Here is a 15,060-nt window from a genome sequence, read left to right as displayed (position 1 = left end):
CTTTTCTGCGACGTTTTTGCACCCTGGGCTGGACCTTCAGGACACGCTCGCGGTTGACATTCCTACTACCTCCGAAGGCACCAAGGCCCGGATGGGGCTTCGGTAATTGCCGGGGGAAGGGGAGTCAAGGTCAAGCGACTCACTTCGTAAGGGTTCTCGGCTGTCGAGCGCCATTGCTTGAGACAGTCAAGGCGCCGTTTCGAGTCCCTGGCTCGCCAAATCGGCCTCTGGCCCCACGACGATCTGGACCAGCGCGTCGGGATGAAGATATTTCTGCGCTGCGTCGCCGACGTCCTTGGCGGTGACGCCTCGGATGCGGTCCCCGTACGTCTCGATGTAGTCGTCGCCGAGGTCGAAGTACTCGATCTGGGCGAGAAAGCCGGTCAGCTTGGACGTCGAGTCGAGGTTCAGCGGGAAGTTGCCGGTCAGATAGTCCCGCGCGGCCTCGAGTTCCTCTGCGGTGACGCCGCTCTCATGGATCTTCTGGATCTCTTCGCGCACGAGATCGATCGCCGCCTTCGCGCTCTGGACCTTCGTCTGAAGCACCACCTGAAACGCGCCCGGAAACCGGTTCGACCCAAAGCGGCTGCTGACTGAGTAGGCTAGCCCGTTCTCGTCGCGAACCGTGTCCATCAGCCGGGACTGGAAGCCGCCGCCACCCAGAATGTGATTCATCAGTCGAATCGAGAAGAAGTCGGGGTTCTTGCGGTCGACGCCCATCTGCCCGATTACGATGTTCGCCTGGGTCGTCGGCATATCGAGGAGCACGTCGGTCGCCGGTGGGGCCTTGGCCGGGGCGGGTTCCGCTGGGGACTTGCCGCCCTTCCATGAGCCCAGCTTCTTTCGCGCAAGCTGTTCCATTCGATCTGGTTTCACGTCGCCCACGATCGCGCAGATCGTTCGCTCGGGGACGATCCAATTCTGGTGGTACGCGACGATCTCGCTACGCTTGATCGCCTTCACGGATTCCGCGGTTCCGTGGGCGGGGTGTCCGTAGGGTGCGTTGCCGAACAGGGCTTTGCGGAAGCCGCGGCTCGCGATGTAGCCCGGGTGCTCTTGCGACGCCTGGAGTTCGCCCAGTGTCTCGGTGCGCAGTCGTTCGACGGCTTCCTCGGGGAACGTTGGCTCCTCGAGGCTCCGCGCCACGAGATCGAGGCCCGTTTCGAAATCCCGGGCCAGGACGCTAGCTCCGACACTCACCCAGTCGCTCGCCGTCCCGGTCGAGAACGAGCCCCCGAGGGAGTCGATCTGCTTGGAGATGTCCTGCCCCGACCGTCCCTTGGTGCCCTCCTCGAGAAGGGCTCCCGTGAGGGCCGCCAGACCGGGTCGGGAGCGCGGGTCGACCCGCGTGCCGCCGTCGACCAGGCAGTCGATCGTGACGATGGGTACGGCCGGTTGTTCGGAAAGGACCAGACGGATGCCGTTGTCGAGCGAAATCCGGGTGACCTTGGGGCCGGCTCCGAGGGAGAAGCCGGGGGCGCCGAGAATCGAGGCCACGGTCAACGTGGCAATTGTGCTCCGTGCGTTCATTTCGCTTCCGCCTCCGCCGATTCTGCCGCTTGGGGCGGCGCAGACGGCGCTGCTGGCAGCAGCGTGCCGGTCGTCCGGTTCTTCTCTGTGAGCCACGTCTGAGCCACGCGCTGGACGTCCTCGGCCGAAACCTTTCGGATACCGGGCAGGTAATCGTCGGCCTTGCGCCAGTTGCCCGAGAGCTCGTAGGTCCCGAGGATCAGTGCTCGGTAGAACATCGAGTCCTGCGAGAAGATGAAGGACGACTCGATCTGGGCCTTGGCGCGCGCCAGTTCTTCGGCGGTCGGCGGGGCCTTCTGGACGGTGTCGACCTGGGAGAGGAGTGCCGCCTCGAGCCGCTCGGGCGTGATCTCGGGCTGCGCCTGTGCGGTTAGCGTGAAGGTCTTGTCGTCGATCGCGGTGCGCGAGTAGCTGGCTCCGGCGTCGAGAGCGAGGCGCCCCTCTTCGACGAGGTCGCGGTACAGGCGCGAGCTCTTGCCGGCGCTGAGTACGACTTCGAGCACCTCGAGCGCCGAGCTGTCGGGGTGGTTCAGGTTCGGGACGCGGTAGTTGACCGCGATGAACGGCAGCTTCGCGGGACGGCGCACCGTGACCCGCGCGGCGCCGCGCGGCTGCTGCTCGTGGGCGCGAACCTCGGGGGCGTCGGCGCCCCTGGGGATCGGTCCGAAGAGCGCGGCGGCGCGGTCACCCAGCTCCTTGGCGTCGAAGTCGCCGACGGCGACGAGGAACGCGTTGTTGGGCTGGTAGTACTGATCGTATTGGCGTTGGAGGTCGGCGAGTCGCCAGCCTTCGATGTCGGACCCCCAGCCGATGACCGGCTGGCGATAGGGGTGCTCCAGGAACGTGAGGGCGCTGAGCGTCTCGAAGAGATAGGAGATCGGCTGGTCGTCGACGCGCATGCGGCGCTCTTCCATGACGACCTTTCGCTCCGGTTCGAACAGCTCCTCGTTCAAGATGAGGTTCCGCATCCGGTCGGCTTCGAGCTCGAGTTCGACGTCGATTCGGTCGGACGCGATCTTTGCGTAGTAGGTCGTGCCGTCGTCGGAGGTGAACGCGTTTTCGTCGCCGCCGTTGCGGGAGATGATGCGCGAGTACTCACCCGGTCCGTTCTTCGTCGTCCCCTTGAACATCATGTGTTCCAGCATGTGGGACAGCCCGGTCGTGCCGGGGAGCTCGTTGCGGGCGCCGACCCGGTACCAGACCTGGATCACGGCGACGGGTGCCTTGTGATCTTCGAGCAGGATCATCTCGAAGCCGTTGTCGAGGGTTCGCTCCACGACCTGCTCGCCGTACGTCATCGCTCCGAGCGATGGCGAGGCGATGAGCAGGAGCAGGACGGCGAAAGGAATCATCGGCGGGCTCTCCCACGACGCATGGCGTCTGCAATTTCTTCGACGATCTCGCGAGCGGCGACGATGGGGTCGTCGGCGTTCCGGATAGGTGAGCCGACGACGAGGTAGTCCGACCCGGAGCGGATCGCGTCGCCGGGCGTCGTGACCCGCTTTTGGTCTTCTGCGTCGGAGTCCAGCGGGCGAATGCCGGGCGTGACGATCGTCAGCCGCTTTCCGCATTCTCTGCGGATCGCTTCGATCTCGAGTGGGGACGCCACGACTCCGTTCATCCCGGCCTCCTGCGCGAGCTTCGCGAGACGCGTGACCTGAGGCATGACTCCCGAGCGGACACCGACCATCTTCAGGTCCTCGCCGGAGAGGCTGGTGAGGACAGTGACCGCGAGGATCGTCGGCCGTTCGAGACCTTCGCGCCGGCACGTCTGGTGGACCTGCTGCGCCGTCATGCGCATCATCTCGAAGGATCCTGAGGCGTGGAGCGTGAACATCTTCACCCCCAGGCGGGTGGCTTCGAGGGACGCGCGGGCCACGGTGCGCGGGATGTCGTGGAACTTCAGGTCGAGGAAGACGTTCTGGCCCCGTTCCCGCAAGTGGCGCACGATGTTCGGGCCGGCGTGTAGGAAGAGCTGCTTGCCGACCTTGAAAATGCCGACTTCGCCGCAGAGCGCGTCGATCAGTTCCTCGGCTTCTGCGGTGCTCGGGACGTCCAGTGGAAAAATGAGGCGCTCACGGGCGCGCTCGAGTGGACTGGGTCGCGTCGACGAGACTTTCTTCAACCGATTTTCTCCGCGAGGCGCGCGGGCGCCTCATCGATGGGGATTTCCTCGACGGTTCCGTCGGCGCGATGCTTCAGCTCGACGATTCCCTTCTCGAGCCCCTTCTTCCCGACGGTGACCCGCAGGGGGATTCCGATGAGGTCGGCGTCCTTGAACTTCACACCCGCTCGCTCATCGCGGTCGTCGACGAGAGCTTCGAAGCCCTTCTCGCGCAGCGCGCCGTCGATCTTCTCGGCGGTCTCGACCACGGCGGCGTCGGTGAGGGAGACGGGGACGATCTCGACCGGGTACGGCGAGAGCGGCTGCGGCCAGATGATGCCGTTCTCGTCGTGGCTCTGCTCGACCGCGGCGGCCAGGGTGCGCGAGATGCCGATGCCGTAGCAGCCCATCTCGATGGACGAAGCCTTGCCCTGCGAATCGAGGAAGGTCGCGCCGAGTGCATCGCTGTACTTCGTGCCGAGATAGAAGACCTGCCCGACCTCGATTCCGCGGTGGATCGTGTAGGTTCCCTCGCCGCAGCGCGGGCAACGGTCGCCCTGGGTCGCTTCGCGCAGGTCGGCGAACCTCACGCCGGGTCCGAAGTCGCGCCCGTGCTCGACGCCGACGAGATGCTCGTCGTCGCTGTTGGCGCCGCTCGCTGCCCCCCGGATGCCGTGAAGGGAATGGTCGGCGATGATGGGCGCGTCGAGTCCGACTGGACCGGCGAAGCCGACGGAGGCGCCTGTGACCTTCTCGACCGTTCGCGTGTCCGCCAGGCGAATCCAGTCGCAGCCGAGCGCGGCCCGGAGCTTGGCCTCGGACAGGCTCTGATCCCCACGGACGAGCGCGGCGACCGCGGTGCCATCATCTTTTTCGAAGATCAGCGTCTTGATGAACCGATCGACGTTAATCTCCAGGTACGACGAGACATCCTCGACCGTTCGCTTGTTCGGCGTGGCGACCCGCTGAAGCTCGGCGCTCGCCTCTTCGGTGAGTGTATCCCCGGGACCCTCTCCCAGCGCTGCGAGCTCGACGTTGGCGGCATAAGTGCAGTTGCCGCATGCAGCGATCGCATCCTCGCCGGACTCAGCGAGGACCTGGAATTCGTGGCTGAGGGTGCCGCCGATCGCGCCGGTGTCGGCTTCGACCGCACGGAATTCGAGGCCGCAGCGGTTGAAGATCCGCTCGTAGGCCTCGTACATGTGGCGGTACTCACGCTCGCAGTCCTCTTTGTCCGTGTGGAACGAGTACGCGTCCTTCATCAGGAATTCGCGACCGCGCATCAGGCCGAAGCGAGGACGGATCTCGTCACGGAACTTCATCTGCACCTGGTAGAGGTTCAGCGGGAGGTCGCGGTACGAGCGCACGCCGCTGCGCACGATGTCGGTAATCACTTCCTCGTGCGTCGGGCCGAGGCAGAACTCGCGCTCGTGGCGGTCTTTGATGCGCAGTAGCTGTTTGCCGTAGAGGTCCCAGCGTTTGCTCTCCTTCCAGAGCTCCGCGGGGCAGACCGCCGGCATCAAGAGTTCCTGGCCACCGGCCCGATTCATCTCCTCGCGGACGATGTTCTCGACGTTTCGCAGCACGCGCAGACCGAGCGGCAGGTAGTCGTAGATGCCCCGGGCGACCTGACGGATCATGCCGGCCCGCACCAGAAGCTTGTGGCTCACGACCTCCGCGTCGGTGGGAGCGTCCTTCAGCGTCGGGGCGAATAGAGACGAAAATCGCACGGGCTGCGTCTAGCTCGCCCGCGTCCTCCATTCCAGCCGGGTCGGGCTGTTCTCTACGCTCGTCGGTGCGGTCGCTGCAGGTGCTCCGGATGGAGTGGGATGGGCCCCGGCTCCCGGTGGGACGACTTCTTCGGCTCCATGGGGACCGAGAAGCGGAACTCCGAGCCGCAGCCCGGGAGGCTGGAGGCCTCGATGGTACCGCCCATGCGCTCTACGAAGCGACGGGCGATGGCCAGCCCGAGCCCGGTGCCGTCACACTCCCCCGGCATCGACGGGCCGGCCTGAGACCACGCTTCGAACAGGCGGTTCAGGTGCTCCGGCTCGATTCCGACCCCGGTATCGCGGACCGAGAAGCGCAGAGTGTTGGTCTCGGGGATGGCTGCGACACGGACGCTCACCCGGCCCGACGGTGTGAATTTCACTGCGTTTCCAATGAGATTCACGAGGACCTGGCGCAAGCGTGGAGCGTCTCCGTGGACCATCTGGGGCACGTCGTCCTCGACGATGCCATCGAGGGTCAGGTTCTTCGCGGCGGCCTGAGTGTGGAAGAGCTCGAGGGCCTCGTGAAGCCAGTTGCGCAGTCCGAACAACGTCGGCTCGAACGGCAGATGGCCCGCCTCGACCTTCGAGAGGTCGAGCACGCCGTTCAGGGTCGTGAGGAGGTTTGCCCCGGCGCGCCGAACGCGCTCGGCCAGCTCTCGCTGCTCCTCGTCGAGATCGCTCTCCAGCAGGATGTCCGTCATGCCGAGGACGGCGTTCATGGGGGTCCGAATCTCGTGGCTCATGCTCGCCACGAATTCCGATTTCGCCCTCGTGGCCTGCTGGAGGTCCTGGACGTTGCGCTTCAGGCTCTCCTCGGACTGCCGCTGCTCGGTCACGTCCTCGAGCCAGAGCAACGTCAGCGAACCGCCCTCGTGGCTCATCTCGCGGCGCGAGATCGCGATCCGGCGCGTCTGGTCGTCACCGCGGGCGGCCTGCGCGGGTGACTCCGCGATTCCCCGGGGGAACAGCGTCCGCAAATCCTGCGCGGCGAGGGTGCCCGGCTCGTAGCCGAAGATCTCCTCTGCCGCTGGACTGGCGAGCGCGACTCGATCTGCTCGGTCGAGCACGAGAAGCGGTCCCGGTAACGCGGCAACCAGGCTCGAGAGGAGGGGAGGAGCGAAGTCGGTGCTAGCCTTGAGGCCGGTTCCGGTCCCGCTATTGGGGAACGAAGGACGGGCCATTGGGGAAAGTCGCTATACCATTACGAGAGAACCTATCAACAGGAGGCCCCAGGTATGCCTCCGAGTACATGTGGCCGGGTGCGCCACGACCACGCGCTCCGAGCACGCAGGAGGCGCTGGCCGTCACTCCTTGCGATGGTCTGGACCACCGTCGGGCTTTTTCCGGGGAGACCCGGGTCGTCCGGGAGCCAGGTCTGGACCTCGAGGGCCTGCCCCAGACGGGCGTCCCCCAGGTACTCGATGTCGAGCGAGCGGATTCGGAGTGCACCGCCCTCTTCCAGCATTTCGCCCAGGCCGTACCCGCGCTCAGCGAACAGAGCGAGCGCCGCATCTTCGAGGAAATCGGCCCAGACCGCGTTGTTCACGTGTCGCATGTGGTCGAGGTGGCTCGGCCGGACGGTGATCGTGAAGACCCCAGCCGGGGGCTCGCTCGGCGGGTTCACGCGGGGGGCGCGGTCCTGCGACGGGGCGTCGGTCGTGCCGAAGAGCCCGATCTTCATTTCGTCGGGGACCGACACCGGTCGGCCGCTCGCGACGTCGCAGTAGACCCAATCCGTACTGGCCCGCACGACTGGGGCATCGTCGGACCCCGCGTGCCCACCGGTGCGGTTCACCTCGTACCGGCGCAGCGACCGCGCCCGACGGAAGTCGGAAACGTGGGTGGAGAGCGCCAGGGAGTCGCCGCCCCCGACGGGCCGCAGCCGCTCCAGGCGGGTCCGGCGGACGAGCCAGACGCGGCCGTCTGCCGTGTAGCGGGCGGGGTCGAACCCGCCATCGGCCGAGGCCTCGACGGCGGCTTGCTCGAGAAACCCGAGCAGTGCCGACACCTTGAACTCCCCGAGGAAGTCGACGTCGGCGTGGGAGACGTGCAGGTTCTGTTCGTAGGTGCGAATCGTGTGGGGAGATCAGTCACCGGGGTCGAATGCAAGCGCGCCCGAGTTGCGAATCGCGTTCGGACGGGGGAGGAACGAAGGGTGACGAGACACACTTTTTCGGGCGTGGAGCGGCTGTCATTGGCGTTCCTTCTGGCGGCGTTCGTAGCCGCCTGTGGATCCAGCGGGGGCGACTCCTCGAACGACGGTGGAGGGGGCGCACGGCCCACCCCGGCACCGACAGCGGAGCCGACTGCGGCTCCGCAGCCCACCGAGACTCCGGCGCCGGCCGGTCCGCCGGCGCTCCGCCTGACTGAGATCGCGTCGGGGCTCTCGCAACCGCTGTATGCGGTCTCGCCTCCGGACGACCCCCGGCTCTTCATCCTGGAACAGGCGGGCGCCGTTCGGGTGCTGGTCGACGGCGCCCTGCGGGACGAGCCCTTCCTCGATCTCACCGACATCGTCGGCTGTTGTGGTGAGCGCGGCCTCCTCGGGATCGCGTTCCTCCCCGATTACGAGTCCAGCGGACGGTTCGTCGTGAACTACACCAACGCAGAGGGCGACACGGTCATCGCCGAGTACGCGCGGTCTGAGGACGACCCCGACCGCGCGGCGCCGGACGAGGTTCATCGCTTCCTCGTGATCGAGCAGCCCTTTGGAAACCACAACGGCGGCATGGTCGTGTTCGGGCCCGATGGGATGCTCTACGTGGGTCTCGGGGATGGGGGTGCCGCCGCGGACCCGCTCGATTCCGGCCAGAATTCCCAGACGAAGTTGGGTGCGATGCTTCGGATCGACGTCGACACCCACCCCGAGCCCCCCGACGGCAACCTGGCCGGAGCGGATCCCGACGTGTGGGCGATCGGCCTGAGAAACCCGTGGCGGTACAGCTTCGACCGCATGACCGGCGACCTCTACATCGCCGACGTCGGACAGAACCTGTTCGAGGAAGTCCACGTCGCCGCCGCGGGAGCCGGGAGCGGCAACTACGGCTGGAACATCATGGAGGGCTTCCACTGCTTCGATCCCGTCGAGGATTGCGACATGAGCGGCCTCCTCCTGCCCGCGGTCGAGTACGGTCGAGATCTCGGTTGCTCCGTCACCGGCGGCTACGTCTACCGAGGCGACGCGGTGGCCGGCTTGGACGGCTGGTATCTGTACGGGGACTTTTGCAGCAACCGGGTCTGGGCCATGCGGTGGGAGGCCGGTGAAGTGCTCGAGCACCACGAGATCACCGACGACCTCGACCCCGACGGGATCATTGGTGGACTAGCTTCTTTCGGCGAGGACGCGGATGGCGAGATGTACGTCGTTTCGATCGACGGAAGCGTCTACCGGGTCGATTCCGAGTGAATCCAGGCAGATGCGGCAGGCGCGGTTGACCGTGCGCGGGCTCACCCATAAGGACCGCCCGAAGTGAGGAACCCCAGATGAGCCGGACCCCGGCATGGATCCTGGCTCTCGTGTTTTTCGCTGCGTGCACCCCGAGTTCGGAGCCCACGCGCTCGCCGGTCGCGCCCGCCGAGCCAGCCGCGGAGGAGGCGGCCGCGGAGGAGGCGGCCGCGATCGATCGCGACGTTCTCGTCTCGCGGATCCGCCGTCACTTCGAGTCGAGCGGGCAGATCCCGGGCGACGTGAACATGGAGCTTCTGCGGGTCGAGGACGCCGAAATCGGAGAGCTCCAGCGAGGCGTGCTGCGGCTCTGGAAGGACGACCAGGAGCAGGAACTCGACTTCCTGGTCTCGGCCGATGGTCGCTGGTTCCTGCGGGTCGCGCCGGTCGATCTCACGGTCGACCCGATCGCCCAGGTGATCGACTCGATTACGATCGGGCCGGACGACCCGTATCTCGGCGGCAAAGACGCGGAGGTGACGATCGTCGAGTACTCCGACTTCCAATGCCCGTTCTGCGCTCGTGCCGAGACGATCGTGAAGGACGACGTACTGAGGGAGTATGGCGACAAGGTCAGGTTCGTCTACAAGCAGATGCCGCTCGTCTCGATCCATCCCTGGGCACAGCCTGCCTCGGAGATCGGGCTGTGCGTCTTCCGTGAGGGCGGCAACGACGTCTATTGGAAGTACCACCGTGAGGTGTTCGCGCGGCAAAGCGACGTCGAAGTCGCGACCGCCACCGAGCAGCTCCTAGCCATCGCTGGCGAGGCCGGCGGTGACGTCGCGAAGGTCACGGCTTGCTTCGAGGCCGCGGAGACCGCTGCGATCATCTCCGCGACCCTCGAGGAAGCGGAAGAACTCAGCGTGAACTCGACGCCGACGTTCTTCATCAACGGTCGTCGGCTCTCGGGCGCTCAGCCGCTCGAGGCCTTCAAGGCCGTCATCGATCCTGAGCTCGGCAACTCCTAGACTCTCCGGAGCCGAAGCGGGGCTCAGCTGGAGCCGCGCAGCTCGTCGTAGAGCTGGAACAGCTCCCGGAATGCACGTGCGATCACCCGTGGATTGCCTCCCGACGAGGCGCCGCTCTCCCGGGGCAGATGGCGGACCGGGTTCTCGACGATCTTTGCCCCGGCCGCGACTAGGCGCGCCAGCAGCTCGGCCGAGAACATCGCCCCACCCGACTTGATCTGGAGGTCTTCGAGGGCGTCGCGACGGAAGAGCTTGAAGGCACAGTCGACGTCGCGCACGGGCACTTTCAGGAGCGTGCGAATGAGCCAGTTCCAGGCATGCGCGTTCATGATCCGAATCGCATTGTCTTGGCGATTCACGCGGTACCCGACGGCGGCGTCGCTCTGCGCGATGAGCGGGATCAGTTCCGCGAGTTGAGCGACGTCGAACTGGCGGTCTCCGTCGGTGAAGAACGCGTACTCCATGGTGCCGCTGGTGAGGCCGGTCCAGACGGCGGCTCCGTAGCCCCGATTGACCTCGTGTCGCACGACACGGATCCGGGGATCGGCCTTCGCCATCGCCGAGGCGCGCTCGAAGGTCTTGTCTTTCGAGCCATCGTCGACCGCGATGATCTCGAAGCGATCCGCGAGTTCCGGTAAAGCGGCAAGAAGGCTCCCGATCATCCTCTCGACGTTGTCTTCCTCGTTGTGCGCAGGAAATGAGGCTGAGAGGCTCGGAAGCCGTGTGGAGACGGAGTTCAACGGATGGCCCCCGGGTGATGAAGCTGGACAGCGCCGAAACAGGACGACACGGCCGAACGCTCGTCGACGCGGTCGTGGTGACGGCTCTGGCCTACGGGGCCTACCACGTCGCCAACGACGGCTCGTTCGTGTTCTTCAACTACCACCTGCATCTCGCTGTCTCGTTCCTCGAGGGTCGGCTGTACATCGCCAATCCCCCATCCTGGCTGACGGAGTTCGCGTTCGCGAACGGCAAGCCCTACGTCTATTTCGATCCCTTCCCCGCGGTGTTCCTGCTGCCCTTCGCGTGGGCATGGGGACTCGACGCGAATCTAGCCAGAGTGTCGATCGGGCTCGGCGCCGTCAATGTTGGTCTGATTCGCCTCGTTCTGGGCCAGCTGGGCGTGGCCCGCAGCACGGCCAATTGGGGCGCCGTTCTCTTCGGCGTGGGTACGGTCCACTTCTTCGCCGCTCAGTATGGGAACACGTGGATGCTGGGTCACCTCCTGGCCGTCACCGCACTGACGCTGGCCTGGCTCGAGTCCGCACGGGATGCGAATCCGTTCCTGCTGGGCGTGTTCTGTGCACTTGCCGCAACGAGCCGCGGACCCGCCCTCCTCGGCACTCCTATCTTTCTCTTCCTCGCGTTGCGCCGCCGGCCTCGCTTCTCGACCCTCTTCGAGTTCGGTCTGCCGCTGGCGCTGACGGCCCTGGTTCTCGCCGCCTACAACTACGGTCGGTTCGGCGACCTGCTCGACAACGGCTACCTGCACGCGAATCAGGCCCTGCTGAACCCCGAGCATGGCTCGTTTAGCTGGCGGTACATCGGCAGGAATCTGCACCAGTACTTCGGGCGGCTGCCGTCGTTCCAGGCGACCTGGCCCTTCGCGACGGTCGACGACCACGGCTTGTCGCTCCTCGCGACGACGCCCGCGACGTTGCTGCTGTTGCGGCGAGGCTGGAGTGATCGTGCCCCCGATGCCCGGCTTCTGGGGTGGCTCGCCATCGCCGGCTGCGTGCTCGTCCAAGGGCTCTACATGGTCTACTTCTGGGACGGTTGGCGGCAGTTCGGCAGCCGCTACACCCTGGACTACCTGCCGTTCCTGATCGTCGCGCTCACCCTGCGCAACGATCCCAGGGAGGGTTCGAACCGGTGGCTCTTCCCGAGCCTGGTGACCCTGAGCGTGCTCGTGAACGCCTGGGGAGTCTGGTTTTGGCACACCCAGCGCTCCTGAATCGACTGCTCCCCCGCACTGGGCTAAGGCGTCGTTCATGGACTACGTCGATGGACCGAAGCCGCGCTTTTTTGCGCATCGGGGCGGCGCTCTCGAGGCGCCGGAAAACACGATCGAGGCGTTTACCGCGGGGATGACGGCAGGCGCCGATCGCCTGGAACTGGACGTACACGCGACCGCAGGCGGCGAGGTCGTGGTGCTGCACGACGAGACGGTCGACCGGACCACCGACGGCACCGGCCCGGTTCGTTCCAAGACCCTCGCAGAGGTCCGGGAGTTGGACGCCGGGGCGCAGTTCCGAGCGGGCGATGGCACGGCGTCGTTCGCGGGCCGGGGCGTTCGGATTCCGACGCTGGCCGAAGTGTTCGAGGCCTTTCCGGGCGTGCCGCTCAATATCGAGATCAAGCAGGACGAGCCGCAGATCGAAGCGGAGGTCCTCGCCGTGATCGACCGTTTTTCCGCTCGAAAGCAGGTTCTGCTCGCAGCGGAGCACGGCGTGATCATGGAGCGGATCCGGGTCGCGGCACCCGACGTGTGCAGCGGGACCTCCCTGGAGGATGGGGCGGAGTTCCTCGACCTGTGGGCCAAAGGCCGGCTCGGCGACTACCAGCCCCGCGGAATCGCGTTCCAGGTGCCGCCCACCTTCCTCGATCAACCGCTCGTCACCAAGGAGTTCGTCGAGGTGGCGCACGCCGCGAGCGTCGAGGTCCACGTCTGGACGATCGATGAGGTGGATGAGATCGAGCGCCTGCTCGGCCTGGGCGTCGACGGGATCATGACTGACCGGCCGACCGTGTGCGCCAAGGTCTTCCGTCGCCTCGGCCTGCGCTGAGCCTGATCGCTTTCACAGATACAGGGGCAGGTTCGACGTCGAACGGGCACCGTTTCCCACGATCGGATGTTGACAATTGGTTGGACCAATGAGACACTGGATCAATCTTGGGCACGGGACCAGCAAATAACGAGACCGCGCCGAAGGTAGTGTCCTTCAAGCCGCCCGCCCGCCGACGCCTCCACGAGGACGTCGCCGATCAGCTCCGGGATGCGATCTTCGACGGCCGCTTCGTGGCCGGCGAGAAGCTCCCTCCGGAGCGCGAGCTGGCGGAGGAGTTCCAGGTAAATCGGACCTCGGTTCGCGAGGCGATCAAGGTCCTCGAGGGCTTGGGGCTCGTGGCGGTTCGGCAGGGAGACGGGGTCACGGTGCGGCCGCGCACGGAAGCCTCGTTCGACGCGTTGCCTTCGATGATCTTCCATGGAGACCACATCCACCTCTCGCTCCTCACGGAGTTGGTGGAGGTGATGTCGCCTTTGCTGCTCGAGATGGGGCGGCTCGCCATCGAGCGTCACACGCCCGAACAGCTCGACGAGCTTCGCCGTCTGCGGGACCAGCTCGCGGGCGATCCGGCGGATCGACACGAGGTCCTCCGCGAGATCGTGGTCCTCCTGTCCGACATGACCCGAAACACCGTTTGGCAGATGTTGGCCCGCCGGATGCGCAGCTTCCTCGAAGCCCCGCCGATGGCCGGAGCGCGCCGCCGCTACGGCCGCGACCCGGCCCGGCTTCTCCCGACGATCGACGCCTGCCTGAAGGCGATCGAGACCGGTGATCGAGGAACCGCCGTGCGCGAGCTGCAGGGCATCATCCGACAGATCTACGAGGCGGTGCTGCACGACGCGCACAACGCCGAAAACGGAGGCATTTCCCGATGAGCGATTTCCGAGTCACGACCGAGACCCAAGAGCCCCCCTTCAAGACCGAGACCGAGGTCATCTACCAGTGGAACTATGACCCCGAGGTGGAGGAGCTCCGGCGCCTTTACGTGAAGGCGGCCGAGGCGCAGTGGGTCTCCGAGCGTGATCTCGATTGGGACCGCGACATCGACATGGGCCTGTTCGAGAGCACGCCTCTCGGCCTCGGACTGCCCGTTCAGGAGACCTCGTATTGGAAGGGTCTCCCCGACGAGAAGCGCCGGGAAATCACCAAGAAGACGGCGGCGTTTCGCCTGAGCAACTTTCTGCACGGCGAGCAGGGCGCGCTCATGGTCGCATCGCAGCTCGTGAACGCCGTGCCGCACACCGACGCGAAGTTCTACGCCGCCACGCAGACGATGGACGAGGCGCGTCACGTCGAGGTGTTCGCAAAGTACATCGAAAAGCTCGACGAGATTCAGCCGATCGCCGGGTCGCTCAAGAAGGTGCTGGATGACACGCTTTCGACCGGCGACTGGCTGAAGAAGCTCGTCGGCATGCAGATCGTCGTCGAAGGCCTCGCGCTCTTCAGCTTCCGTGAGATGCGCAACCTCACCAAGGAGCCGCTCCTGAAGGACCTGCTCACGTATGTCGCGCGGGACGAGGCCCGTCACCACGCGTACGGAGTGCAGTACGTAGAGCGCTGCGTTCCGCAGCTGAGCGCGAGCCGGCTTGAGGAACTCGAAGACTTCGCGTTGGATGCTGCGAGCACGCTGATCGACGCGCGGAAATCGTCGACGCTGTTCGCCTCGGTTCTCGAGATCTGGACGAACGCGGGTCTCGACGCAGCGGCACTGCTCGAATCGGCCGGCAAGGAGATCCCGGGCATACTGGCGAAGCAGAACAAGAAGCGCCGCCTGGGACCGGTGCAGGGCTTCGTGATTCCGACGCTGCGTCGCTGCGGGCTCCTGAGCGACCGTGTGGCCGGGCACTACCATGAGATGCTGGCCGCGAACCTCTCGCCGAGCGTCGTCGGGGAAGACCTCGAGGACTTCCTGTCGCGCATTCCCGACCTGCCAGAGGACACCGCGGCGTGGGTACTGAGTGAGCTTCAGGAAGACGAGCGCGAGCTGCCGTCCGCTGCGTCGTCGCAGCCTACCGCGTAGATCGGCCCGGAGGCTCCTTCGGTGCCCAAGACGTATCCGCGGCCGTCGTGCGTGTAGCTGATGGCCTCGGACTGACGCTGGATGCGGGCCGGAACCTGGACGGGCGTAGCTTCGAGGATGTCCTCGACGCCGGTGGGGAGGCCGGCGTTCCCCGTAGGGGGGTGAATCTGCTTGATCGCGACCGCTCGGCCGACGCCGCCCGTGCGAAGGTCCTCCAGCCGATGCACGACGCCCAGCGAGCGCGGCTCCTTGGTCCACACGAAGATCACGCCCGTCTTCGGATCGACGACCATCGCCTCGCCGTGCAGGGGGAACCGCGCCCGGAGAGTTCTTCGAGTTCGTCGGGAACCTTGCCGACGCTGGTCGGGCGGCCATAGGTCGCGCACACGCCGTGAGTCGGTTCCGGCTCGTCCGAGCCGGCACCCGCGAACG

Annotated in this window: 14 protein-coding genes; 6 read left to right on the top strand and 8 right to left on the bottom strand. The window is 66.0% G+C overall.

Annotated elements, in window-relative coordinates; all coding sequences use genetic code 11:
- Window positions 1–186: 186 nt before the first annotated feature.
- Genes P8R42_25790 through P8R42_25765 form a run of 6 tightly spaced genes read right to left on the bottom strand, consistent with a single transcriptional unit; the run spans window position 187 to window position 7,480 of the window.
- On the bottom strand, window positions 187–1,530 hold the full coding sequence (locus P8R42_25790) for a pitrilysin family protein (protein ID MDG2308006.1): 1,344 nt from the start codon (window positions 1,528–1,530) through the stop codon (window positions 187–189).
- Window positions 1,527–2,882 (bottom strand): pitrilysin family protein, encoded by a 1,356-nt coding sequence (locus P8R42_25785; protein MDG2308005.1) that lies wholly within the window; start codon window positions 2,880–2,882, stop codon window positions 1,527–1,529. Before P8R42_25785 ends, P8R42_25790 begins: the two co-directional genes overlap by 4 nt.
- Window positions 2,879–3,655: an orotidine-5'-phosphate decarboxylase gene (gene pyrF / locus P8R42_25780; GenBank protein MDG2308004.1), complete on the bottom strand. Its 777-nt coding sequence runs from the start codon at window positions 3,653–3,655 to the stop codon at window positions 2,879–2,881. The genes P8R42_25785 and pyrF overlap by 4 nt, the downstream gene beginning before the upstream one ends.
- Window positions 3,652–5,364, bottom strand: a complete 1,713-nt coding sequence (locus P8R42_25775) for a proline--tRNA ligase (GenBank protein MDG2308003.1) — start codon at window positions 5,362–5,364, stop codon at window positions 3,652–3,654. Before P8R42_25775 ends, pyrF begins: the two co-directional genes overlap by 4 nt.
- Before the next feature lie 53 nt (window positions 5,365–5,417).
- Window positions 5,418–6,587 carry an ATP-binding protein gene (locus tag P8R42_25770; protein MDG2308002.1) on the bottom strand — a complete coding sequence of 390 codons (1,170 nt, stop codon included), beginning with the start codon at window positions 6,585–6,587 and terminating at the stop codon, window positions 5,418–5,420.
- Between the two features lie 35 nt (window positions 6,588–6,622).
- Complete coding sequence (locus tag P8R42_25765; protein MDG2308001.1) at window positions 6,623–7,480, bottom strand: thioesterase; 858 nt, start codon at window positions 7,478–7,480, stop codon at window positions 6,623–6,625.
- Between the two features lie 81 nt (window positions 7,481–7,561).
- On the opposite strand from P8R42_25765, the gene P8R42_25760 reads away from it, so the two are divergent.
- A complete protein-coding gene (locus P8R42_25760) occupies window positions 7,562–8,812 on the top strand; it encodes a PQQ-dependent sugar dehydrogenase (protein ID MDG2308000.1) in 1,251 nt (416 codons plus the stop codon).
- Window positions 8,813–8,889: 77 nt separating this feature from the next.
- Complete coding sequence (locus tag P8R42_25755; GenBank protein ID MDG2307999.1) at window positions 8,890–9,819, top strand: thioredoxin domain-containing protein; 930 nt, start codon at window positions 8,890–8,892, stop codon at window positions 9,817–9,819.
- Window positions 9,820–9,842: 23 nt separating this feature from the next.
- Here the strand turns inward: P8R42_25755 and P8R42_25750 are convergent, their stop codons facing one another.
- Complete coding sequence (locus P8R42_25750; protein MDG2307998.1) at window positions 9,843–10,559, bottom strand: glycosyltransferase family 2 protein; 717 nt, start codon at window positions 10,557–10,559, stop codon at window positions 9,843–9,845.
- A gap of 17 nt (window positions 10,560–10,576) precedes the next feature.
- On the opposite strand from P8R42_25750, the gene P8R42_25745 reads away from it, so the two are divergent.
- The 4 genes from P8R42_25745 (at window position 10,577) to P8R42_25730 (ending at window position 14,628) form a co-directional block, all read left to right on the top strand.
- On the top strand, window positions 10,577–11,773 hold the full coding sequence (locus P8R42_25745; protein MDG2307997.1) for a hypothetical protein: 1,197 nt from the start codon (window positions 10,577–10,579) through the stop codon (window positions 11,771–11,773).
- 37 nt (window positions 11,774–11,810) lie between these two features.
- Window positions 11,811–12,605, top strand: coding sequence for a glycerophosphodiester phosphodiesterase (locus P8R42_25740; protein MDG2307996.1), 795 nt, complete (start codon window positions 11,811–11,813; stop codon window positions 12,603–12,605).
- Between the two features lie 107 nt (window positions 12,606–12,712).
- A complete protein-coding gene (locus P8R42_25735; GenBank protein MDG2307995.1) occupies window positions 12,713–13,483 on the top strand; it encodes a FadR/GntR family transcriptional regulator in 771 nt (256 codons plus the stop codon).
- Window positions 13,480–14,628: a ferritin-like domain-containing protein gene (locus P8R42_25730; GenBank protein MDG2307994.1), complete on the top strand. Its 1,149-nt coding sequence runs from the start codon at window positions 13,480–13,482 to the stop codon at window positions 14,626–14,628. The genes P8R42_25735 and P8R42_25730 overlap by 4 nt, the downstream gene beginning before the upstream one ends.
- On the opposite strand, the gene P8R42_25725 is transcribed toward P8R42_25730, so the two are convergent.
- Window positions 14,574–14,921 (bottom strand): hypothetical protein, encoded by a 348-nt coding sequence (locus tag P8R42_25725; protein ID MDG2307993.1) that lies wholly within the window; start codon window positions 14,919–14,921, stop codon window positions 14,574–14,576. The two genes, P8R42_25730 and P8R42_25725, sit on opposite strands and share 55 nt — an antisense overlap.
- Between the last annotated feature and the right edge of the window lie 139 nt (window positions 14,922–15,060).

It is taken from the genome of Candidatus Binatia bacterium, from assembly GCA_029243485.1.
GTDB lineage: Bacteria > Desulfobacterota > Binatia > UBA12015 > UBA12015 > VGTG01.
This window is presented reverse-complemented; position numbering and strand designations above follow the sequence as displayed.

Bases quoted from the DNA above. Each gene is read 5' to 3' on its own strand.
- P8R42_25755 (MDG2307999.1), top strand. From the start codon at position 8,890: ATGAGCCGGACCCCGGCATGGATCCTGGCTCTCGTGTTTTTCGCTGCG.
- P8R42_25730 (MDG2307994.1), top strand. From the start codon at position 13,480: ATGAGCGATTTCCGAGTCACGACCGAGACCCAAGAGCCCCCCTTCAAG.
- P8R42_25740 (MDG2307996.1), top strand. From the start codon at position 11,811: ATGGACTACGTCGATGGACCGAAGCCGCGCTTTTTTGCGCATCGGGGC.
- P8R42_25770 (MDG2308002.1), bottom strand. From the start codon at position 6,587: ATGGCCCGTCCTTCGTTCCCCAATAGCGGGACCGGAACCGGCCTCAAG.
- P8R42_25790 (MDG2308006.1), bottom strand. From the start codon at position 1,530: ATGAACGCACGGAGCACAATTGCCACGTTGACCGTGGCCTCGATTCTC.
- P8R42_25785 (MDG2308005.1), bottom strand. From the start codon at position 2,882: ATGATTCCTTTCGCCGTCCTGCTCCTGCTCATCGCCTCGCCATCGCTC.
- P8R42_25725 (MDG2307993.1), bottom strand. From the start codon at position 14,921: ATGGTCGTCGATCCGAAGACGGGCGTGATCTTCGTGTGGACCAAGGAG.
- P8R42_25745 (MDG2307997.1), top strand. From the start codon at position 10,577: ATGAAGCTGGACAGCGCCGAAACAGGACGACACGGCCGAACGCTCGTC.